This window comes from Alkalihalobacterium alkalinitrilicum (assembly GCF_002019605.1).
Classification (GTDB): Bacteria; Bacillota; Bacilli; order Bacillales; family Bacillaceae_F; genus Alkalihalobacterium; species Alkalihalobacterium alkalinitrilicum.
Genome location: NZ_KV917368.1, coordinates 2,605,495 through 2,627,014 on the forward strand (window position 1 = coordinate 2,605,495; position 21,520 = coordinate 2,627,014).

Sequence of the window (21,520 nt, forward strand, 5' to 3'; positions counted from 1 at the left end):
CCATCTCCTTTGAAAGCCTCAATTAGAAAACATGACTTATCACCAAAAGAGGCGATAATCGATGTCATTCTTATACTTTAATCTTTTAATAAATTTCACTTTCCTAAAAGTATAAAAAACAACATTCTAACCTTAAGAAAACTATTTTTCGAGGGAAATGAAAAGTGACTTTTGTCCTAATTATTTATGTAAAACTTTAAAGTCCCCCCATCTTTTTCATATTGTGGGATTACACTCCTTTAAAATCGGTATGCATGTCCAAGAAGAAATAAGGATAACAAATGATACCCCTACGAAAAAAAAGGATAGAAAAAACAACTCCATCGGTTCGTTCATAAAAACACTAAACGTAATCGGCCCAAAAGCAACTCCTAAAAATCGGATCATTGAATATAAAGAAACCACTAAACCCCTTTCATGAATTCCGACAGAAGAGGTTACTGCTGTATTGGCTGCTGGAAGAAAAAAACCTAATCCTACAGATACCAATGTTATTAACACGAGTAAACCGAGTAACCCATGGAAAAAAATAAGCAATGCGAAACTTATAAACAAAATGCTTAAGCCTAACAATAAAAATTGTTTGACTTTATTACTATTCCCCCCCAATTTGTTGCCAGTCCAATATGAGAAAATCGTTAATGCGATGAGAGGAAAAGCTAAATATATCCCTTTTTGAATGCCATATATTCCATAACTTTCTTCAAAATAATAGGACATAAAAAACATAAGTCCAAATAAAAGTAACATACCAACTCCACTTGCAATAAAGATTGGAATAAGCCACTTAAATTCCCTTAAAATGATTGTTATAACCGAACGTCGATAATCTTTGACGCTAAATGCTTTCTTTTCTCTTACACGCTCATTGATCGAAATTTTAATTCCAAAGTAAGCAAGAAAAGCTAGAAAAAAATAAATCCAAAAAGTTCCAACCCATAAGAACACTGCAATAGATGCCCCGATAATTGGACTTATTACCTTTCCAAGACTATTGAATACTTCCACAGTTCCCAATGCTTTACTTCTTTCTTTTCCTTCAAATAAATCACCAGCCATCGCCATTGCCATTGGAGCAGTTCCACCTGCACCAACACCTTGGAAAAATCGACCAAATAACAACAATGAAAAAGCGGCTTGCCCGTCAAGTAAAAGGGGTGCTACTGCTGACATGATACTTCCTAACATAATAAATAAAAGAGAAACTAAAACGACTTTTTTTCTCCCCACTCGATCTGATATAAAACCGATAATTGGTATCATTAAAGCTGCTGGAATCGAAAAAACAGTTAAAATAAGCCCACTTTCTACTGTGGTTAACCGTAATTCATGTTGAATGTCAGGAATAATCGGAATAAACATCGAGTTTCCAACAACCATAACAAATGGTAGTAAGCCTATGATGCATATTATCAATGTTGTCGAAGTTGATTTCTTCATTTTTGGGTCCTCCTTCCTGAAAAAATATATATTATTTTTGGTATATTTTTATATCTACGTGCATATATATTGTTAGAATAATTACTTTATTAGGGAGGACAAGCTATTGAGCACTCAATTGAGCTTTAAACATAGCATTGTATTAGTAATCATCTTATTTATCATCTCTTATAGCATTTATTATGATCTAACGACAGGTACTTTACCCAAAGTAGATAGTTCTTCAACAATTACCTCTCAAGAAGAAAACCCTTCAAATATTTTAGTTGAAGAAGAAGCCTTCCCTGCACAAGAAGTAGTTGTCGAAAATGGATATACTGTATTATCGATTGTAGAACATTTACATGATGGTCCTATACCTGCATCTATTCAACAGATCGTTTATGATTTTCAAGAATTAAACCCTGGGGTTACTGCGGATAAAATTCAAGTAGGCAAGACCTATTTGTTTCCTCTTTACACAACATCAGAGTAACAATACCTTGCCAAATAAAATGGTACACTGATAAAATAAAACTGTATGTCAATAAAAATACACTAATAGTTAAAATTGAAGGGGCGAATGATTCATGACCCAAATCACTCATCGAACGCAAACTCGACCTGTACAAGTTGGCGGGATTACGATTGGTGGCAATAATGAAGTAGTAATCCAAAGTATGACAACAACTAAAACTCATGATGTAGAAGCGACAGTTGCAGAAATCAAACGGCTAGAAGAAGCGGGGTGCCAAATTGTTAGGGTTGCTTGCCCTGATATGCGAGCAGCAGAGGCGATTTCTGCAATAAAAGCTAGAATTAACATCCCCCTCGTTGTAGATATACATTTTGATTATAAACTTGCCTTAAAAGCAATCGAAGGTGGCGCGGATAAAATCCGAATTAACCCTGGAAATATTGGGAAACGTGAAAAAGTAGAAGCAGTTGTTAAGGCCGCTAAAGAGAAAGGTATCCCTATTCGAATTGGGGTAAATGCAGGTTCACTAGAAAAGAAAATTTTAGATAAGTATGGGTATCCTACTGCGGACGGAATGGTCGAGAGTGCGTTGCATCACATTGGCATCCTGGAAGAGCTAGATTTTCATGACATCATCGTTTCAATGAAAGCATCAGATGTTAACTTAGCGATTGAAGCCTATGAAAAAGCAGCCAAAGCGTTTAGCTATCCACTACACTTAGGAATTACTGAATCAGGTACATTATTTGCAGGTACAATTAAAAGTGCAGCTGGGTTAGGTGCAATATTAAATATGGGAATCGGGAATACAGTTCGAATTTCATTAAGTGCCGATCCGGTTGAGGAAGTAAAAGTTGCTCGCGAATTGCTTAAATCATTTGGTTTAGCAGCTAATGCTGCTACGTTAATTTCTTGTCCTACATGCGGTCGAATTGAAATTGATTTAATTAAAATTGCCAATGAAATTGAAGAATATATTTCAACGATTAAAGCACCAATTAAAGTTGCTGTCCTTGGTTGTGCTGTTAACGGTCCAGGTGAAGCAAGAGAAGCTGATATCGGTATAGCTGGTGCTCGTGGAGAAGGGCTATTATTTAGACATGGAGAAATCGTTCGAAAAGTTCCCGAGGAAATAATGGTCGAAGAGTTAAAAAAAGAAATTGACAAAATTGCTTTAGAAAAATTAGCTAATCAAAACAGTTAATACCTTTTATCAACTGGCAGTAATACCCTCCCTGATGGAAGTTTTACTTTATAGTGCATCTATCTATTAATGTAATAATAAGCACACGCTAGTTGCGTGTGCTTATTCCATAACTCCCCTTCACAAATTAGGTGATGTGGATTCCTGCTTTGACTTACTAGAAAAATGGCGAGAAAAAAACGGTTAAGATAATCGATAATGCACCGATACCGATAGCCCAGTTCCCAAGTGCATTAGCACCCGCTCTTCTCGCAACGAACCCGACAATGATCCCTGCCGCACCTAGAATTATTGGCAAAAAGAACAATGACAGGATCGAAAGGACAATGGCAAACGTCCCAACACCTCGACCACTAGCGGTCGCATCGTCATAATTTGCTTCTGCTGTGTCTTCACGTTCTTCTGTTCGACCACCAAAAGCTCCAGTCATTGGTGTAACTTCAGCAGCTGTTTCCTCTTCAAATGTTTTTGGTTCATAATCTCTTTCTTCTGGCCTTAAATCAATGGAACGCTCGTCATCATTAAAGCCTTTATAATTGTTATTATCAGCCAAAACTAATCCCTCGCTTTCTATATTTGGGGGAGCATTAATAGTATGACTCAACTTGTATTGAATATAGATGACAATGATTACATGCAAAGGAAACGATTATTTGTTCAAGAGGTGAAATTTATGAAGAAATCGAAGATATTTGGTTTTGATATCGATGGTACGGTTACAGACCCAGCTACTTTTGTTCCATATTTAAATAAACACTTTAAGAAAAATATAACATTAGAAGATATAACCGAATACGATTTAACACAAGTTCTTGGAGTAACATCAGAACAATTTTGGAAGTGGTTAAGCGAACATGAAGGACATATTTATTCAAAAGCCAACCTAGCTGTTCATGCAAAAAATGCTCTCTATACATGGAAGGACTCCCATAAAATAGTCTATATCAGTGCAAGAGGTGACCATTTATATGACTTGACTGAACAATGGTTTCAATCTAAACAAGTACCATATGATCAAATTACACTAATTGGAAGTCATGATAAAATTAATGCTGTCAAAGATCAACAACTTGATATTTTCTTTGAAGATAAACATGACAATGCTTGCGACATTGCGGAAGAATGCGAAATTCCTGTATTATTATTTGATACTCCATACAATCGTCTTTCTGTTCCTCGTAATGTCATTCGAGTACAAAACTGGAAAGAAGCAACGCATTGGGTTAATCAATGGCTTAAACATGAGTAAACAAAAAGGAAAGGCGAGATTACAATTCTCACCCTTCCTTTTTTGTTTTTTATCCGTCAGAATGTACGGGTACACAACTTTTACAATAGCCATATAATTCAAACTTATGCCCAATTACTTCAAAATCTTTAAAGTGAATGTTTAAATCTTCCATAGGACAGCTGTGTAGTGCTTTTGTTTTTCCACATTCTAAACAAATTAAATGATGATGATGCTGCGAAGTCGAACAGGAAAAACGAAATTTCTTTTCTCCATCTAATTCGGTTACCTCAAGAATTTCCAACTGTGCAAAAACACCTAGATTTCGATAAATGGTATCAAAACTTAATCCAGGATAATCCCCAGACATCTTTTCTAGAACATCCTTAGCAGAAAGATATCTCTTTTCATCAAAGAAAAGGCGAACCATTTCTTCTCGTTTTTTTGTATATTTATATCCTTTTTCCTTTAAGCGTTCCATTGCTTGCGACACATTCATGAAGATACTCGCTCCTTTCGTTTTCCTTTAAACAAATGGTGAAGAAGATGAGCTACAATAAGCCAAACTGTCGCAAACAACACAATTCCTCCACCAGTAGCAATATTTAAATGATAAGAAAAATAAGATCCAGTGAGCATAGCAAGCTGACCGAACAAAACAGACAACCATAATAAACTTTTAAAACTTTTTGCAAAGATGATAGCTGAAGCTGCAGGTAAAACAATCATTGCTCCAACAAGCAAAATTCCAACAACTTTCATTGACAACGCTATGACAAGAGCGATTAAAAATGAAAAAATAAAATTTAATCCTCGAATGGATATACCTGAAACTTTCGCAAACTCCTGGTCAAATGAAATGGCGACAAACTCTTTATAAAATAACGTCAATATAATAAGAACTACTATTGAAGTTAAAATCATAAAATATAAATCCTGTAACGTGACACTAACAATACTACCGAACAAATACATAAACCATTGATTATAGCCAGTTTTCGAAATACTAATAATAATAGCACTTAAACCTACACCCGTAGATAATATGATTGGAATGGCTATTTCTTGAAAATCCCTATATACTTGTCTCAATCTTTCAATTAACAACGAACCAATAAAGGCAAACACTAATCCGAAATATAATGGGTTAATAAAGGAAAAAAACGTCATTGTTGAAGTTAGTAATACACCAGCAGCTATTCCAGTTAACGTAATATGCGACAAAGATTCAGAAATAATTGATATACGTCTAACGAGCAAAAATGCCCCTAATAATGGACATATAAATCCGATTAATCCAGCTGCAACCATTCCTCGTTCAATAAAGCTTAAATTTGATAAAATTTCCAACATCAATGTACCCCTATTCTAATCTGTCTATTAGATTTTACTTTAGAACAGACCTCAAGACAACAATGTACACTTTAAACATTTCATGTACCTAGGTTCGGTTTACGTCTATAAAAAAGTTTATCTTTACATTTTTTTATAGATAAACATATGACTAAAATCAGTACCGAGAGGATAACAATTGTTCCTCCTGGTGCTAAGTCTAATTGAAACGCAGCAATTAAACCGCCAATCACTGCAATTTCACCAAATAGAATGGAATAAAAAAACATTTGCTTAAACCCTTTAGCTAAACGCATGCTTGCGGCAACTGGAAGTGTCATTAAGGCAGAAACTAAAAGAATTCCAACAATTCTCATTGAAGCCGCAATGACAAGAGCAACACTAATAATAAAAATGAGATGAATAAATTTCTTATTAAGCCCAGATACCGTAGCTTGTTCTTCATCGAAAGCCAAATAAAATAATTCTTTAAACAAGAATATAGTTAGTATAATGACAACAATTGAAGTGATTAAAACCGTATATAAGTCAGACCGACTTATTGTTATTACACTACCAAATAAATAATTAAATAAGTCATTGTTAAATCCATCTGCTAATGAAATAAGGACAACACCAATACCTATACCACTGGAAAGAATGATCGGTATCGCAAGCTCCTTATAATATTGATAAACATTTCTAAGCTTTTCAATAAGTAATGAGCCACCTACTGCTGCACCCATTCCTAAATACAGAGGATTGAGTCCTTGAAATAATACAAAATGTTTACCTAATAATAAACTGGCTGCAATTCCTGTTAACGTAATGTGTGAAAGGGCATCAGCAATCAGTGATAACCTACGAACCACAAGAAAAACACCTAACATAGGTGCGATAAGTCCAATTAACAACCCAGTATAAAATGCATTTTGTAAAAACTCATATTTAAGAAAAGCTTCAATCATGTTGACAGCCTCCGTCACAATGATTGTGACTTAGAAGTTGTACATTGTGACCAAAAAATGATGACAGGTTATGATTTTTTTCAAATTCTTCACGATCCCCATGAAAATGCAATGTCGTATTAATACATGCAATATCCGTTACATGTTCAATCATCGTGCTAATATCATGAGTCACTAACAATAAAGTGATTTTGTTATTTCGATTTAAATCGATTAACATTTGATAAAAAGATTGAACCGAACTTGCATCTACTCCAACTGTTGGCTCATCCAAAATCAATAATTCTGGATTACTAACTAATGCTCTTGCAATAAACACTCGTTGCTGTTGTCCACCAGATAATTCCCCAATATTTTGTTTCGTATATTGACTCATTCCTACACTTTTAATTGCCTCATGAACCCTTTCCTTATCGTTTTTTGACATAAAACGAAATAATCCAATCTTTGCATACAAACCCATGGAAACTACTTCATATACCGTAGCTGGGAACCCAGAATTAAAGCTGTTCGCTTTTTGTGAAACAAAGCCAACTTTATCCCAAGCTTTAAATTTATTGACACGTTGACCAAATAAAAAGACGTCGCCATCTTGAGGCGTTAATAATCCTAGGATGCACTTAATTAATGTTGATTTACCAGATCCATTGGGTCCAACTAAGCCTAGGAATGCCCCTTTTTTTATTTTTAAATTAACATTTTCTAATACGTCCTTATTATCATATCGAAATGAAACTTTATTGACTTCTATAGCATAAGCTTGCTGACCAGACATAATGTTCCTCCATATTAGTACTGTCTTTATAGTATACCACAAATAAGAATAATTCTTATTAAATAATCGAAAAGTAATAGACATGCAAATAGAAGTAGAAAATTATATAATAGAAAAAATACAATAGATCCCAATCCATAACTATATCGTTTTTTTAGGATGTGAAATTTAGTGGCACAAAGAAAGTTAGCAATTATTGACATGGGTTCTAACTCTATTCGACTGGTCATCTATACAATTCAAAGTAACGGTTGTTATCATGAACTTCATAACTTTAAAGTCGTTGCAAGGCTTAGCAGCCATACAACAAACGATGGCAGTATTACTCCTGAAGGGATTGAAATTATAGTTAATACTCTCGCTCGTTTTCATAACATAATAATAGCTCATGAAATTCACCAAATTAAGGGAGTAGCTACAGCTGCCCTTCGACTTGCACCCAATCAAAAAGAAGTATTACAAATACTCAAAGACAAAACTTCCATATCCTTCTCCGTACTAACTGATTATGAAGAAGCTTATTACGGTTATTTAGCAATAATTAATTCAACGAATATTGAAGACGGAATTTCAATTGACATCGGAGGTGGGAGTACCGAAGTTACTTTATTTAAAAATCGAAAATTAGAGCAATTTATAAGTTTTCCTTTCGGTGCCATTACCTTAAAGAAACTTATTAAAAATGATTCACCCACGATAGAAGAAATGGACAAGTTAAAAACCTTTTTAATCGATCAATTTTCTTCTTTAATTTGGATTGTAAACTCTAACCTACCCGTCGTTGGAATTGGTGGGTCAGCTAGAAATTTATCACTCATTCATCAAAGAAAAAGCAACTACCCATTAAAAGGCCTGCATCAATACGAGCTCTTGCCAAGTAGCATTCAAGGTATTCAAGACGAATTACTTCATTTGTCTGTTACCGATAGACAAAATGTTGAAGGGCTATCTAAAGATCGGGCAGACATCATCATTCCTGCTATACAGGCTATTTATTCTCTAGTCGAAGTAACAGCTGCACCCAAATTTATTATGAGTAATAAAGGATTACGCGATGGAATCTTTTATGAAGAGGTTTTGCAACAACTTGGAATTGAACAATTCCCGAATGTAGCTGAAGAAAGCTTTTATCAATTATCTTACAGCTATCAAATTAATATAGAACATGTGAAGCAAGTATCTAAGCTCGCTACGACTATTTATAAAGAACTTGCGCCTTATATACTGGAAAAATACAATGACGAAAATAACTTAAGATTGTTAAGGTATAGTGCCCGAGTCCTTTATGTTGGGGAATATATTAGTAATGAAGCAAGTAACCAACATACCTTTTATTTATTGTCGAACATGACAATTGATGGCTTAACACACGAACAACGTTTAGCCATTTCCCTAATTTCATCTTTTAAGTCGAAGTCAATTTTATCACAGTTTGCCGAACCGTTTGCTAAATTATTAACGAAACAACAGCTTAAGCGGTACGAGTTACTTGGGGCGATTTTAAAATTTGCTTATGCTCTAAACCGAACACGAAGAAACATTGTAAAAAACTGTACCATTACGATGACACCCAAAAGAAAATTATCAATACACCTACTATGTGATAGTGACTATTTTTTCGAGGCTGAGCAAGCAAATAAGTATAAAAAGCATCTCGAACGAGTATTAAATTTCAATGTTGAACTCCAATTCCAAAATAACAACTAATTTACAGGTTCTTTACAAAAAATTTACAATGAATTGCTAAGATTGTAGTTAGATTAATTTTCAATTTTGGAAAGGTTGATATTATGTCGACAAATCACATCGAACAAAAAAAAAACCTCGATTTAAATGACCCAACCTTTTATAATAACCGCGAGCTAAGTTGGTTAGCATTTAATGAACGTGTACTAGAAGAAGCAATCGATGAAAGAAATCCCTTATTAGAAAGACTCAAATTTTTAGCAATCTTTAGTTCCAATTTAGACGAATTTTTTATGGTACGAGTTGCAGGATTAAAAGATCAAGTAAAAGCTGGGTTTAACCGCCCTGAAAATAAAGCAGGATTGACTCCAAAACAACAACTTAAAAGGATATCAGAAAAAACGCAACAACTAGTTCGTCTCCAGGATAATATGTTTTGCGAAACGCTATTACCGATGCTTTACCATGAAGGTGTTCATTTTTTAGCTATCGATGAAGTAACTAATGAGCAAATGACATTTTTAGAAGAGCGCTTTAATCACTATATTTTCCCTGTGCTCACACCTATGGCCATTGATGCATACCGGCCGTTTCCAATGTTACTCAATAAAAGTTTAAACTTAGCTGTCTTGTTGAAAGAGGATAATAGACAACAAGAAAAAGAACGCCTCGCTATCGTGCAAGTTCCTAGTGTATTAAGTCGTTTTATTCAACTTCCTACTCGAGATGATAAACAACAGTTCATTTTGCTTGAAGATGTCATTAGCCATTTTATTGGAGTACTCTTCCAAGGGTATAAAGTGCTCTCCGTTTCACCATTTCGAATTACAAGAAATGCCGATTTAACAATTCATGAAGAGGGAGCAAGAGATCTTTTAAGAGAAATAGAAAAGGAATTAAAGAAACGAAAATGGGGAGCTACGGTTCGTCTTGAAATGCAGGAAGGGTTAATGGAATCAAAAGTTTTAAACCTCTTGCTAGACGTTTTAGAAGTTCATAGTAATGACGTTTATTCTTTTAAAGGTCCATTAGATCTTTCTTTCTTATTTAAGCTATACGGTAAACTCGTATCGGAATTTGAGCATTTAGCAAATGAAAACTTTATTCCGCAACCACCTGTGGACTTAATAAATGAAGAAAATATTTTTCATGCAATCGATAAAAAAGACATTTTTCTTCATCACCCTTACGAATCGTTTCATCCAATTCTAGATTTCTTAAGTATGGCGGCAGATGATCCAAGTGTGCTCGCAATTAAGCAAACGCTATATCGTGTCAGTGGAGACTCGCCAATCATTCATTCACTTGCACGAGCAGCAGAACAAGGAAAACAAGTAACAGTATTAGTGGAATTAAAAGCTAGATTTGATGAAGAAAATAATATCCAGTGGGCAAAAAAATTAGAAAAAGCAGGTGTCCATGTTATCTACGGAATTACCGCTTTAAAAACTCATAGCAAAATAACGTTAGTCGTACGGCATGAGAATAATAAAATACAACGGTATGTTCACTTAGGTACTGGAAACTACAATGACTCTACCGCAAAGCTTTATACAGACATGGGTATTCTTACCTCTGAGGAAGACTTCGGGATAGATGCGACTAACTTTTTCAACTATTTAAGTGGATATAGTGACAAACCCGTCTGGAATCATATATCAACAGCACCTTTTCAAATCAGAGAAACTTTTATTGACGCAATTAATCAAGAAATAAGCGCTCATCTCCAAACAGGTAATGGGAGAATTATTGCTAAAATGAATTCATTAACAGACAAACCGATTATACTTAAACTTTACGAAGCCTCTCAAGCAGGAGTAAAAATTGATTTAATTGTTCGAGGAATTTGCTGTTTACGTCCTGGTATAGAAGGAGTGAGTGAAAACATTCGTGTTCGAAGTATTGTCGATCGCTTCCTTGAACATAGTCGGATCTTTTATTTCCATCATGGTGGACAAGAAAGCATTTTCCTTTCCTCCGCAGATTGGATGACAAGAAATATGGAAAAACGAATTGAAATCCTATTTCCAATTTACAGTCCGAATATTAAGCAACGAATTATAGAAGTTCTAAACATCACGCTAAAAGATAATGTCAAAGCAAGAGAACAGGACAAGACTGGCCATTATCATTATGTTGCTTGCCACAACGGAGAAACACCGATCCAGAGTCAACTTGCTTTTTATGAGATGGCTGCTCGTTTTAATGAAGATTATTAATATTGAAAAGAGTGTATTTGTCAGAATAAGTAGTTTCCCAAAAAATTCAAGTCTTCTAGGAAGTACTGAGCCATTAGCGGCTGTTTTTACAACGGTCTTTTGGTTAATAGAACCTTTTGGAAGTTTTCAATGGATTGGTACCACTTGTATCCTTATCATGATTTTATTATTGGCTTTGAATAAAGAACCCTTTTTCAAAAACGATTTCTAAAAAAGAAAAGCCCCTCAAAATCAGCTAGTTTCGCTGAGAGGGGCTTTTAACAAGTGAGAGTTCATTATGCTTTTAATCTACTGCTTCAATTCGTTTTATTATTTTTGCAGGATTTCCACCCACTACCACATTGTCTGGTACTTCTTTTGTTACGACAGCACCCGAAGCGATGACGACATTATTACCTATTTTAACCCCAGAGTTAATAACAGGGTTAAAAATTGTGTATAGCGAAAAGTAATAGTTTATACATTTAAAGAGTAGTCTAAAAAGCTACTCTTGTCTTAATCTCAGTTTAGTTTTTAGGGTGTCTAGACCCCCACCTCTTAGCGTAGCGTAGGTGGGAAGTTCTATTCAGGTAGAGTCGAGATCTATCTGATTCTCCGATGTCCCAGCTTGTTGATACGAGTTCGCTTAAAGAAAGCTGCTCAAAATACAATCATTTTTTTAGATTTGCCTTCATTAATGAGGATATCTGTTGCTCGTCTTTATTTGAAATTTTTTCTAGTTGATTAATAACTAACTCTTGCCGTTGCACTGAATGGTTTTGACTTAATTTCGCTTTTCCTTCAATCTTGTTGATTTTTATTTTGAAACCTTGAACTCCTTTGTTCATACCAGCAAGAAACTCAGGGTCTACTTCTCGTAATCGATATGAACTATCAGGAGCTTCATACTTCAATACCATATCATGTAAGGATTCGATTAACTCACGTTCATCCTCTAAAAGTTCGACTTCTCCGTAAACATGAACCGTCACATAATTCCATGTTGGTACAGCTTTATTCGTCTCATACAAAGATGGAGAGATATAACAATGAGGACCATGAAATATGGCTAAGACGGTTTGATTTACGATATCTTTCCACTGCGGATTCGGACGAGCAAAATGTCCATATAAGTATGTATTCTCCTTGTTCAACATCACCTTTCAATAATTTCTCTTGTTCTTTTCATAAAGCCACTCATTTCAAGTTTTTTTATCGCACGAGAAGCTGGTATTCGATCTCCTTTTATCATCTCAGCTAACCTTTTCTTGAATGATACCTGGGTTTTTACATATTCGCACAAGGTACCAATACTGCCCTTTTGTATGGTCAGCTATATTACTTATAGAATCTTCTCTTTCTATCTAATGATACTATAAAATAGGAAATTTACCCTTTTTTATGCCATTAGCAACAATCCTTACGAAAAACAGTCTAATAAAAAGAGACCGAATCACTCTTCGATTCGGTCTGATAATTAGGTTGTTATTTACTATGTTTCTCCACAGAATCGGAACTACTTACCGTCAGTTACCTCTATTTATATTTATGCTGTTCGCTGAACCTTCGAACGAAGATATCGAGTAATAACGCCTTGTTTAGGAGAAAAGAAAAACACGATCCCAAATAGGACAGAAGCAACGAGAACAATGGCTGCTCCAGACGCAACATCATAAATAACAGAAAAGAAAATTCCTAGAATAGCTGAGATGGAACCGAAAAATGCCGATAAAAATAACATGACGGGAAGTCGATCCGTTAATAAGTATGCCGTTGCACCTGGTGTAATTAACATTGCTACGACTAAAATTATTCCTACTGTTTTTAAGGAAGCTACCGTTACCAAAGATAAGAGCAGCATTAGCAAGTAATGAATTAATTGAACTGGAATACCTGCTGCTTTGGCCATTGTCGGGTCAAACGTACTCATTAGTAATGGACGGTAAAATAAAAATATCATTAATAATACAAAAATTCCTATACCAAATGTAACCCAAAGATCGCTTCTCGAAACAGCCAAAACATTTCCAAATAAAATATGCCATAGATCTAAAGACGTCCCGCGTAAATTGGTTAGGAGAACAACACCTAGAGCAAATGCAGCTGTAAATAAAATACCTATAGCTGAGTCGTCTTTAATTCGGCTATTTTGAGATACATAGCCAATCCCAAGTGCCGTTAATACCCCCGCAATAACAGCTCCAATAAAGAAACTACTTCCGACCATATATGCAATAACGACTCCAGGCAATACGGCGTGAGAAATAGCGTCACCCATAAGAGCCATTCCACGTAAGATTATAAAACAACCAATAACCCCGCATATAATCCCAACTAAAATAGCCGCAATTAAAGCTTGCTGAAGATAATTATAACGAGACACTTGGTCAATAAATGTTAATATATCTTGCATTAGTTACTCACCACCATCATTTGGTCATTCTCTTTGAAAAGTTTAATCTTCCCTTGATACGTTTTTGATAGTAGCTCAGGTTTAAACGTTTCACTCACTTCACCATAACCAATAAGTTCTTTATTAACTAACATAATTTGATCAAAGTACTCTTCTACCTTACTCAAATCGTGGTGCACAACTAAGATTGTTTTGCCTTCCTCTTTTAGAGTTTTTAATATACGAATAATAATATCTTCAGAAGTAATATCGATACCAGCAAAAGGTTCATCGAGAAAGAACAATGTCGCTTGCTGTGCTAAAGCTCTAGCTATGAACACCCGTTGTTGTTGTCCCCCAGAAAGCTCTCCAATTTGCCGTTTTCGAAAATCAGTCATTCCAACTTTCTCTAAGGCACCCGTGACAATCTTCTTATCATCTTTAGATGGACGTTTATACCAAGGTAAATGAATAAACCTCCCCATCATCACTACATCTTCAACAAGTACAGGAAAATCCCAATCAATCTGACTTCTTTGCGGAACGTAAGCAATTAATTTTCTCGCTTTTTTTATTGATTTTTGCAAAGCAGATATCCCACTATTTGTAGATTTTTCTAAACCTAATATCGCTTTAATTAATGTCGACTTACCAGCACCATTAGGTCCAACAATTCCAATTAATTTTCCTGCATCCGCAGTGAAACTCACATTATTTATAGCTTGAAGATTATCGTAATAAACGGAGAGATTATTGACCTCTAACATTCGTTCCATTATAAAACCCCTCTCTATTATTAAATTGACAAAAACCTATTCAACGAGATATCTAGTTCCATCCAAAGAAACCACTACCCGTAATATACCTAACCCATTTTATGAAAGTTATTTAGGTTTCGTGATAAAAAGTTTCCTTAGGTAAACTTTTTATACTATAACCAATTATATTAGCTAAGGGGAAACATTGTAAATGATTTTTTATAATCTTTATTCATTCAAGAAGCTAAAGTGATGTAAATTTTATTTTTTTATCCAGATTTCACACTTTTTTTCTCCTTTCATAAACTGATTGTATTAGTGCTGCGAGGAGGAAGAAGTGATGAATCCTTTTATTCAACAAATGATTAATCATAAGATTAATTCTTTAACAAAAAAGGAATTAATTACATTATCCCATCAACACCAAATGCCTATTAATGGGGGGCAGGCAAGTAAGGTAATTCAAATTATTCAATCAGAGCCAATCGACATTGGAAATCGTTCACAAGTAGAACGAATGATCCAAAGGTTACAAAACGAAGTAGATCCTCATGTGTCAAAATTAGTTAATCAACTCCTAAATCAATACGGTCATTTACTTTCCCAACTATAGAACTATAGAGAGAACTCTTAAAAGCATAGTATCGTTAAGCGAACTCGTTCCAGTAAGCTGGAACATCGGAGAATCAGATGGAGTTTCGACTCCACCTGATTATAACTTCCCACCTACGATACGCTAAGTGGTGGGATCTTTACCCTAAGAACTTAACCAGGATAAACTCAGCTTTCCAAAAAAAAAGACGCTCAGTTCACATCGTAAACTTGAGCGTTTTTGCATTAAGAATTCATAATTTCTTCTTTTAATTTTTCATTAAAACTCGAATTCTTTAACATTTCAATTTCATGCTTGTATGGTGCTTTTTTATTGTTTTTGTCTTCACCGATATAAGGAGTCTCTAAAATTTTCGGAACATCCTTTAGTTGTGGGTGGTGCACAATTTTATGGATTGCTTCGTATCCAATGTGGCCAAATCCAATATTTTCATGGCGGTCTTTTCCTGCGCCACGTTCATTTTTACTATCGTTAATATGAAGTACCTTTAATCGGTCTATTCCAATTATTTTATCGAACTCTTCAAGAACACCATCAAAATCATTCACAATATCATATCCAGCATCGTGTGTATGACAAGTATCAAAGCATACAGATAATTTCTCATTATGAGTAACGCCATTGATAATTGATGCTAATTCATCAAATGATCGTCCACATTCAGATCCTTTTCCTGCCATTGTCTCAAGAGCAATTTGCACATTTTGATCCTTCTCAAGAACTTCATTTAATCCTTCGATAATTTTTTTAATCCCAGCTTCTGCTCCTGCACCAACATGTGCACCAGGGTGAAGTACGATTTGTTTGGCGCTTAACGCCTCTGTCCGTTCAATTTCACTACGTAAGAAATCGACACCTAATCGAAAGGTAGCTGGTTTTTCTGTATTGGCAATATTAATAATGTACGGAGCATGAACAATAATTTCGTTTATGCCATTTTCATTCATATGAGCTAAACCTGCTTCAATATTTAACTCTTCAATTGGCTTTCTTCTTGTATTTTGAGGAGCCCCCGTATAAATCATAAATGTGTTCGCACCGTAGGAAACAGCTTCTTCACTTGATGCTAACAACATTTTCTTTCCACTCATCGAAACATGTGATCCTAAAATCATATTTCTCCACTCCTTGTAAAACATCTTTTATAGTTATCTAAACGGATTTTTCGCTATTCCCACCGTAGTTTAACAAGTATTTGACTCTTTAAGTTTTGAGTAAAATACTATTCATTTAGTAACAGACTTACGAAATGTTTTACGTACTATTTCTTCCTATTTAATCTTCTGTCTCGTTTCTCTTTCTTTTCTTGCAAATAACGAGCTTTCTTTTTATATCCTGGTTTTACTTTTTTCGGTTTGGCTAGTGCTTTCCCACTACTTACTGTACTTTTACTTTTCGGTTTATTGCCACCAAACTTAGGTTTTTCTAACTTTATTAATTCCCCATTCTTTATATCAGCAAATATAAAGTTAATGCCTCTTTTCATCAATTTCTCAATAGCTTCTTGTTCCTGAGGCTCATAAATTGTTACGGCTAACCCTTCTTTTCCTGCACGAGCTGTTCTACCTACTCTGTGAATATAAAAATCCAAATCTTTTGGTATATTATAATTGATTATATGGGTAATTCCTTTAATATCCATTCCTCTAGCTGCTAAATCTGTAGCGACTAAATATTGAATCTTCACATCATTGACTTGTTTCATAATCTGTTTTCTTTCTCGAGCCTGTAAACCTCCATGCAATCTTCCCACATTTAGCCCTGCAGTTTGCATTGCATCGGCTACTTCATCCGCTTGTTCTTTCGTATTTGTAAAAATAATAGCAAGATACGGATTAACAATCTTCGCAACCTCAATTGTTACTTCAATTTTATTACGATGTCTTAACGAAATTAACCTATGCTCAATCGTTGGTGCCGTAGCATGTTCTGGTTTCACGTGTACATGTCTTGGGTTATTCATATATTTCCGTAAAAAAGGCTGCAATTTTTCTGGGATGGTTGCTGAGAATATAAGCATTTGCAATTCAACAGCCATTCGTGAGGCTAATTTATCAACGTCTTCGATAAAGCCCATATCTAACATTTGATCTGCCTCATCTACTACAAGCATCGATGTATTTTGAACACCTAAAGCTTGTGCAGATACTAAGTCATTAATACGACCTGGGGTTCCAACTACAATATGCGGCTGTGCTTTTTCAAGCTTATCTATCATTCGGGTACGATCTGTTCCACCAACAAGCAACTTTGCTTGGATCGTTTGCTCTTCTTGATGATCTAACAATTTCTTTAATTCATTGAAAATTTGAGTAGCTAGTTCTCGAGTTGGTGCAGTTATGATAGTTTGTACTTCTGCTTTATCTGTATTAATCATATCTACAATAGGTAATAGAAAGGCTAACGTCTTACCAGACCCTGTTTGTGACTGCCCAATTACGTCTTTACCGCTCCGTATAGCGGGAATTAGCCGTTCTTGAATTTCTGTCGGTAATGAAAAACCTTGAGCAGTAATTGCCTCTATTAGAAAAGCTTGTAAATCAAAGCGTGAAAAATTTGAATTTGTCATGTGTCTCCTACCTCTTTTACCTTTTAAAGGTTATAGTTCTTGCAATTGTTTATTGTACCAAAAACAAAGTGTAAAAGCGAATTTCGGTTTGAAGCCAAATATGAAACATGTACTTATTGCACCAAACCGTTTAACATGCATATACCTAATCATAAAGAGTGAATATTGCACGAAAGGATGAAAATGATGTTTTTTCCTTACCAACAACAAATGATGATGCCTCCAACATCTCCTAGCCCTTTTAATTTTCCATTCTTTAATTCAACCCCTAGTCCAGGAATGTTTGGAATGGCATCTGGTGCTCCAAATATGATGACACCAGGTGGCGGTGGCGGCTTGTTAGCTCGTTTATTTGGAAGAGGAGCCGCTGGTCTTGGGTCTAGTTTTGGCCCAGGAGCTAGTATGGTTGGTGGAATGGGTGCTCCAATGAGTGGTATCGGTGCAGCTGGAACAGGAGCATTAGGTGGTGGAATGAACTTAATGGGAATTCTCCAAAACGCCCAACGTGTAATGGGGATTGTTCAACAGGTGACACCGATGATCCAACAATATGGTCCACTCTTGCGGAGCATGCCACAAATTTACCAAATCCTAAAAAATAATCCTGATAGTGATGAGACTCCGTCTACACTTGATCATGACAATACTCAGACAACCGAACTAACAGTAAATGCTGCAAACTCTTCTAAAAGGCGATCAACGAAGGCTCATCAACTAAAAAAAGCTACAGTTGCTGGAATGCCAGCCCCTAAAATGTATATTTAATGATGAGAAAGTGATGTTCATTGTATATACTACAGTCCTCCTTTATAATGTAACTTAGTACGTTATTGATAGGAGGCCAAGCATGAAAGTACTAAAAATATCACCGCGAGGCTATTGTTATGGTGTTGTCGATGCAATGGTACTCGCAAGACAAGCCGCCCAAAACCTTGATTTACCTCGCCCTATTTATATATTAGGAATGATCGTTCATAATAAACACGTTACAGACGCCTTTGAAGAAGAGGGAATTATTTCTTTAGACGGTCCAAATCGTTTAGAAATTATAAAGCAGGTTGACAAAGGAACTGTTATCTTTACTGCTCATGGAGTATCTCCAGAGGTTCGAAAGCTTGCAAAAGATAAAGGTTTAACTGTTGTTGATGCAACATGCCCAGACGTAACGAAGACTCATGACCTTATTTTAGAGAAAAAGGCAGAAGGATACCAAGTGATATACGTAGGTAAGAAAAGCCATCCTGAGCCAGAAGGAGCGCTTGGTGTAGCCCCTGAAATTGTTCATTTAGTTGAATCTACTGACGATGTAGAAAAACTTCAATTAACCAATGAAAAAATCGTTATTACAAACCAAACGACAATGAGCCAATGGGATGTTGCTGATATTATGAATCAAGCACTTAAAAAATATCCACATGCAGAAATTCATAATGAAATCTGTTTAGCTACTCAAGTTAGACAGGAGGCTGTAGCCAAGCAAGCAAAAGAGGCTGACCTCGTCATTGTCGTTGGTGACCCAAAAAGTAATAATTCAAACCGTTTAGCCCAAGTATCTGAACAAATTGCGGGTACTAAAGCTTACCGAATTGCAGACCTTTCTGAATTAAATTTAGAATGGTTAGAAGGAGTTCATATTGTAGGTGTTACTTCAGGTGCTTCTACACCTACTCCTATTACAAAAGAAGTTATTGCTTTTCTAGAAAAGTATGATCCTACAGATGAAACAACGTGGGAAAAACAACGAAAAGTCACTCTTCAAAAAATCTTACCTAAAGTTAAATCAAAATAACATTACACTTTAAAGTGTCTCATCTTGCAGCAAAAAAGAGGTAGAGCATATCAATGATATGCCCCACCTCTTCCATGCAAAAGTGATGGACATTTTTTTATTTGGCTTAAACAAATGTGAACGGGTCAGTGTTTATCTTACTAATAATGACCTCTGTCTCATAATTTTGTTTATTTAAATTCTCTTTTAAAATTCTTTGTACGCCTTGTTTCATAATCTTTTCAACATTATGTCCTGGATCGACAATATGAAGGCCGTCCATCATCGCATCGTGCGCTACGTGGTAATAAACATCTCCAGTAACAAAAACATCGGCGCCTTTAAATATGGCTTGAGACATATATTTGTTACCATCCCCGCCGAGAACCGCAACCTTCTTAACTTTTGAGTCAAGATTTCCAACAACTCGGGCACCTTTTACATCGAAGGCTTGTTTAACATGATGCGCAAATTGTTCCAATGTCATTTCCTCTTGAAGCCAACCTATACGACCAAGTCCAAGTACTTCCCCCTTATTTTCGAGTGGATAAATATCATACGCGGGTTCTTCATAAGGATGAGCTTTTATCATTGTGGCAATTACTTTATTTTGAAGGTGGCTTGGAATAATCGTTTCAATTTTAACTTCATTAACTTTTTCTAATTTCCCTTGTTGTCCGATAAAAGGGTTTGTCCCTTCTAAGGGAGTAAACGTGCCAAAACCTTCACTATTAAACGTACAGTGGCTATAATTTCCGATATGACCTGCACCTGCGTTTCCTAATGCTATTCGGACTTGATCTACATGACTTTCAGGAACGAATATGACTACTTTCTTTAAAGAAATTTCTGTCGTTGGTGAAAGCACTTCACAGTCTGTTAATCCTAGCGCTTTAGCCATCATGTCGTTTACGCCACCATTTGTCACATCTAAATTGGTATGCGCAGCGTAAACCGTAATATTATGTTTGATTGCTTTTTCAATAATTCGACCTGCAGGACGATTGGTATCTATGTTTTTAAGCGGTCTAAAAATCAGTGGATGATGAGCGATAATTAAATCAACACCTGCTTGAATCGCTTCATCCATTACTTCCTCCAACACATCGAGAGCAATCATTACTTTTTTGATTGGTTTATTAAGTGTTCCAATCATTAACCCAATCTTATCTCCATCTACAGCTAGAGATTTCGGTGACCAGCTTTCAAACGTTTGAATAATCGTCTGCCCATTTGCAATTTTACTCATGTTGAGATTACCTCCTCTACTTTAGAAATTAGTCTTGTCAATTCTTCTTTTTTTCTTTGCACTCCTCCTGTTTCTTTTGCTTGTTCGAATTGATTTAATATACGTTTCCAGCTGTAGAGCTCACTTGTCCACTTTCGGATGAAAGCTGCATTCTTCTCTCGCATTAAGAACGGTCCAAGTAATAATTCAAGATCGATATTATTACTATATGGCTTATCAACATTTCCTCTTTCAGCTACTAAGATTTCATATATTTTTTCATCTTCTTCTAAAATCACTTCATACTTTAATTCCCAGCCATTTTGTTTTAGCCAAACTCGAATTCGATCTGCCATAACATTTGGCTGTAAAATAAGCCGATTAACGCCCTCTAGTTTATCGCTTCCAGCTTCGAGGATTTCTGTGATTAGCGCTCCCCCCATACCAGCAATAATAATATGTTCGACCTCCTGAGGAGAAATAACTTCCAGACCGTTCCCTTTTCGAACATGGACTTGATTTGATATCCCCAACTTTTTAACTTGGGTAAGCGCAGATTGGTATGGCCCTTCATTTACCTCACCAGCAACCGCATAATGTATTTGACCGTTTACACATAAGTAAGAAGGAAGATAAGCATGATCAGAACCAATGTCTGCTATACTTGATCCTGGCTTAACAAAATCTGCAACCGTCTTTAATCGCTTTGAAAGCTTTGTTTCATTCATGTTTTCACCACATTTTATGTAAACTTTTTTTAATCATACCTTTAATAAATTAGAAAGCGCAAGTCAGAAAAGCAGAAGGCATATGCTTAGCCCCGACAAGCTAATGTTCTGGCAGGCTAAAGTCCGCTTTTTGACTTTAGTCCTGACAGGTTATTTGACCTCGAGGGGCTTGTGCC

20 protein-coding genes and 4 pseudogenes are annotated in these 21,520 nt (G+C 35.6%); 9 read left to right on the forward strand and 15 right to left on the reverse strand.

Annotated features, from left to right (window positions below):
• Positions 1-216 precede the first annotated feature (216 nt).
• On the reverse strand, positions 217-1,440 hold the full coding sequence (locus BK574_RS12490) for an MFS transporter (protein WP_078428828.1): 1,224 nt from the start codon (positions 1,438-1,440) through the stop codon (positions 217-219).
• A gap of 106 nt (positions 1,441-1,546) precedes the next feature.
• Between BK574_RS12490 and BK574_RS12495 the strand changes: the two genes are divergently transcribed.
• Positions 1,547-1,915 (forward strand): hypothetical protein, encoded by a 369-nt coding sequence (locus BK574_RS12495; protein ID WP_238457630.1) that lies wholly within the window; start codon positions 1,547-1,549, stop codon positions 1,913-1,915.
• Between the two features lie 103 nt (positions 1,916-2,018).
• Entirely contained in the window at positions 2,019-3,101 is a 1,083-nt protein-coding gene (gene ispG, locus BK574_RS12500; protein ID WP_180320614.1) for a flavodoxin-dependent (E)-4-hydroxy-3-methylbut-2-enyl-diphosphate synthase, read from the forward strand.
• A gap of 157 nt (positions 3,102-3,258) precedes the next feature.
• On the opposite strand, the gene BK574_RS12505 is transcribed toward ispG, so the two are convergent.
• Positions 3,259-3,654 (reverse strand): DUF4190 domain-containing protein, encoded by a 396-nt coding sequence (locus tag BK574_RS12505; protein WP_238457631.1) that lies wholly within the window; start codon positions 3,652-3,654, stop codon positions 3,259-3,261.
• Between the two features lie 120 nt (positions 3,655-3,774).
• Between BK574_RS12505 and BK574_RS12510 the strand changes: the two genes are divergently transcribed.
• Positions 3,775-4,350 (forward strand): 5' nucleotidase, NT5C type, encoded by a 576-nt coding sequence (locus tag BK574_RS12510; protein ID WP_078430855.1) that lies wholly within the window; start codon positions 3,775-3,777, stop codon positions 4,348-4,350.
• Positions 4,351-4,399: 49 nt separating this feature from the next.
• Here BK574_RS12510 and BK574_RS12515 read toward each other — a convergent pair whose 3' ends face one another.
• From BK574_RS12515 to BK574_RS12530, 4 genes are all read right to left on the reverse strand, one after another.
• Complete coding sequence (locus tag BK574_RS12515; RefSeq protein WP_075388725.1) at positions 4,400-4,828, reverse strand: Fur family transcriptional regulator; 429 nt, start codon at positions 4,826-4,828, stop codon at positions 4,400-4,402.
• Positions 4,825-5,682 (reverse strand): metal ABC transporter permease, encoded by an 858-nt coding sequence (locus BK574_RS12520; protein ID WP_142247962.1) that lies wholly within the window; start codon positions 5,680-5,682, stop codon positions 4,825-4,827. Before BK574_RS12520 ends, BK574_RS12515 begins: the two co-directional genes overlap by 4 nt.
• Before the next feature lie 80 nt (positions 5,683-5,762).
• Positions 5,763-6,629 (reverse strand): metal ABC transporter permease, encoded by an 867-nt coding sequence (locus BK574_RS12525; RefSeq protein ID WP_078428829.1) that lies wholly within the window; start codon positions 6,627-6,629, stop codon positions 5,763-5,765.
• Entirely contained in the window at positions 6,622-7,404 is a 783-nt protein-coding gene (locus tag BK574_RS12530; protein ID WP_078428830.1) for a metal ABC transporter ATP-binding protein, read from the reverse strand. The genes BK574_RS12525 and BK574_RS12530 overlap by 8 nt, the downstream gene beginning before the upstream one ends.
• A gap of 171 nt (positions 7,405-7,575) precedes the next feature.
• Between BK574_RS12530 and BK574_RS12535 the strand changes: the two genes are divergently transcribed.
• The 3 genes and pseudogenes from BK574_RS12535 to BK574_RS28420 all read left to right on the forward strand — a co-directional run.
• Positions 7,576-9,111 carry a Ppx/GppA phosphatase family protein gene (locus BK574_RS12535; RefSeq protein WP_078428831.1) on the forward strand — a complete coding sequence of 512 codons (1,536 nt, stop codon included), beginning with the start codon at positions 7,576-7,578 and terminating at the stop codon, positions 9,109-9,111.
• Between the two features lie 83 nt (positions 9,112-9,194).
• Complete coding sequence (locus BK574_RS12540; RefSeq protein WP_078428832.1) at positions 9,195-11,309, forward strand: RNA degradosome polyphosphate kinase; 2,115 nt, start codon at positions 9,195-9,197, stop codon at positions 11,307-11,309.
• Positions 11,310-11,346: 37 nt separating this feature from the next.
• Positions 11,347-11,520, forward strand: a pseudogene (locus BK574_RS28420) (EamA family transporter); the annotation flags it as partial.
• Positions 11,521-11,592: 72 nt separating this feature from the next.
• On the opposite strand, the pseudogene BK574_RS12550 reads toward BK574_RS28420, so the two are convergent.
• From BK574_RS12550 to BK574_RS12565, 5 genes and pseudogenes are all read right to left on the reverse strand, one after another.
• Positions 11,593-11,730 (reverse strand): annotated as a pseudogene (locus BK574_RS12550) (acetyltransferase); the annotation flags it as partial.
• Positions 11,731-11,959: 229 nt separating this feature from the next.
• Positions 11,960-12,448, reverse strand: a pseudogene (locus BK574_RS12555) (FMN-binding negative transcriptional regulator); the annotation flags it as partial.
• 11 nt (positions 12,449-12,459) lie between these two features.
• A pseudogene (locus tag BK574_RS27030) lies at positions 12,460-12,652 on the reverse strand (MarR family transcriptional regulator); the annotation flags it as partial.
• 182 nt (positions 12,653-12,834) lie between these two features.
• Positions 12,835-13,701 (reverse strand): metal ABC transporter permease, encoded by an 867-nt coding sequence (locus BK574_RS12560; RefSeq protein WP_075388731.1) that lies wholly within the window; start codon positions 13,699-13,701, stop codon positions 12,835-12,837.
• Positions 13,701-14,456, reverse strand: a complete 756-nt coding sequence (locus BK574_RS12565; RefSeq protein ID WP_075388732.1) for a metal ABC transporter ATP-binding protein — start codon at positions 14,454-14,456, stop codon at positions 13,701-13,703. The genes BK574_RS12560 and BK574_RS12565 overlap by 1 nt, the downstream gene beginning before the upstream one ends.
• A gap of 322 nt (positions 14,457-14,778) precedes the next feature.
• Here BK574_RS12565 and BK574_RS12570 point away from each other — a divergent pair, with 322 nt between their 5' ends.
• A complete protein-coding gene (locus BK574_RS12570; protein ID WP_078428835.1) occupies positions 14,779-15,051 on the forward strand; it encodes a DUF2624 domain-containing protein in 273 nt (90 codons plus the stop codon).
• Positions 15,052-15,275: 224 nt separating this feature from the next.
• On the opposite strand, the gene BK574_RS12575 is transcribed toward BK574_RS12570, so the two are convergent.
• Together BK574_RS12575 and BK574_RS12580 are read right to left on the reverse strand one after the other, a co-directional pair.
• Positions 15,276-16,166 carry a deoxyribonuclease IV gene (locus tag BK574_RS12575; protein ID WP_078428836.1) on the reverse strand — a complete coding sequence of 297 codons (891 nt, stop codon included), beginning with the start codon at positions 16,164-16,166 and terminating at the stop codon, positions 15,276-15,278.
• 146 nt (positions 16,167-16,312) lie between these two features.
• Positions 16,313-17,620, reverse strand: coding sequence for a DEAD/DEAH box helicase (locus BK574_RS12580; protein WP_078428837.1), 1,308 nt, complete (start codon positions 17,618-17,620; stop codon positions 16,313-16,315).
• Between the two features lie 186 nt (positions 17,621-17,806).
• Here BK574_RS12580 and vrrA point away from each other — a divergent pair, with 186 nt between their 5' ends.
• Positions 17,807-18,385 carry a VrrA/YqfQ family protein gene (gene vrrA, locus BK574_RS12585; RefSeq protein ID WP_075388736.1) on the forward strand — a complete coding sequence of 193 codons (579 nt, stop codon included), beginning with the start codon at positions 17,807-17,809 and terminating at the stop codon, positions 18,383-18,385.
• A gap of 82 nt (positions 18,386-18,467) precedes the next feature.
• On the forward strand, positions 18,468-19,409 hold the full coding sequence (locus BK574_RS12590) for a 4-hydroxy-3-methylbut-2-enyl diphosphate reductase (protein ID WP_078428839.1): 942 nt from the start codon (positions 18,468-18,470) through the stop codon (positions 19,407-19,409).
• A gap of 106 nt (positions 19,410-19,515) precedes the next feature.
• Here BK574_RS12590 and BK574_RS12595 read toward each other — a convergent pair whose 3' ends face one another.
• Together BK574_RS12595 and BK574_RS12600 are read right to left on the reverse strand one after the other, a co-directional pair.
• Positions 19,516-20,637, reverse strand: coding sequence for a Nif3-like dinuclear metal center hexameric protein (locus BK574_RS12595; protein WP_078428840.1), 1,122 nt, complete (start codon positions 20,635-20,637; stop codon positions 19,516-19,518).
• A complete protein-coding gene (locus BK574_RS12600; RefSeq protein WP_078428841.1) occupies positions 20,634-21,344 on the reverse strand; it encodes a tRNA (adenine(22)-N(1))-methyltransferase in 711 nt (236 codons plus the stop codon). The genes BK574_RS12595 and BK574_RS12600 overlap by 4 nt, the downstream gene beginning before the upstream one ends.
• Between the last annotated feature and the right edge of the window lie 176 nt (positions 21,345-21,520).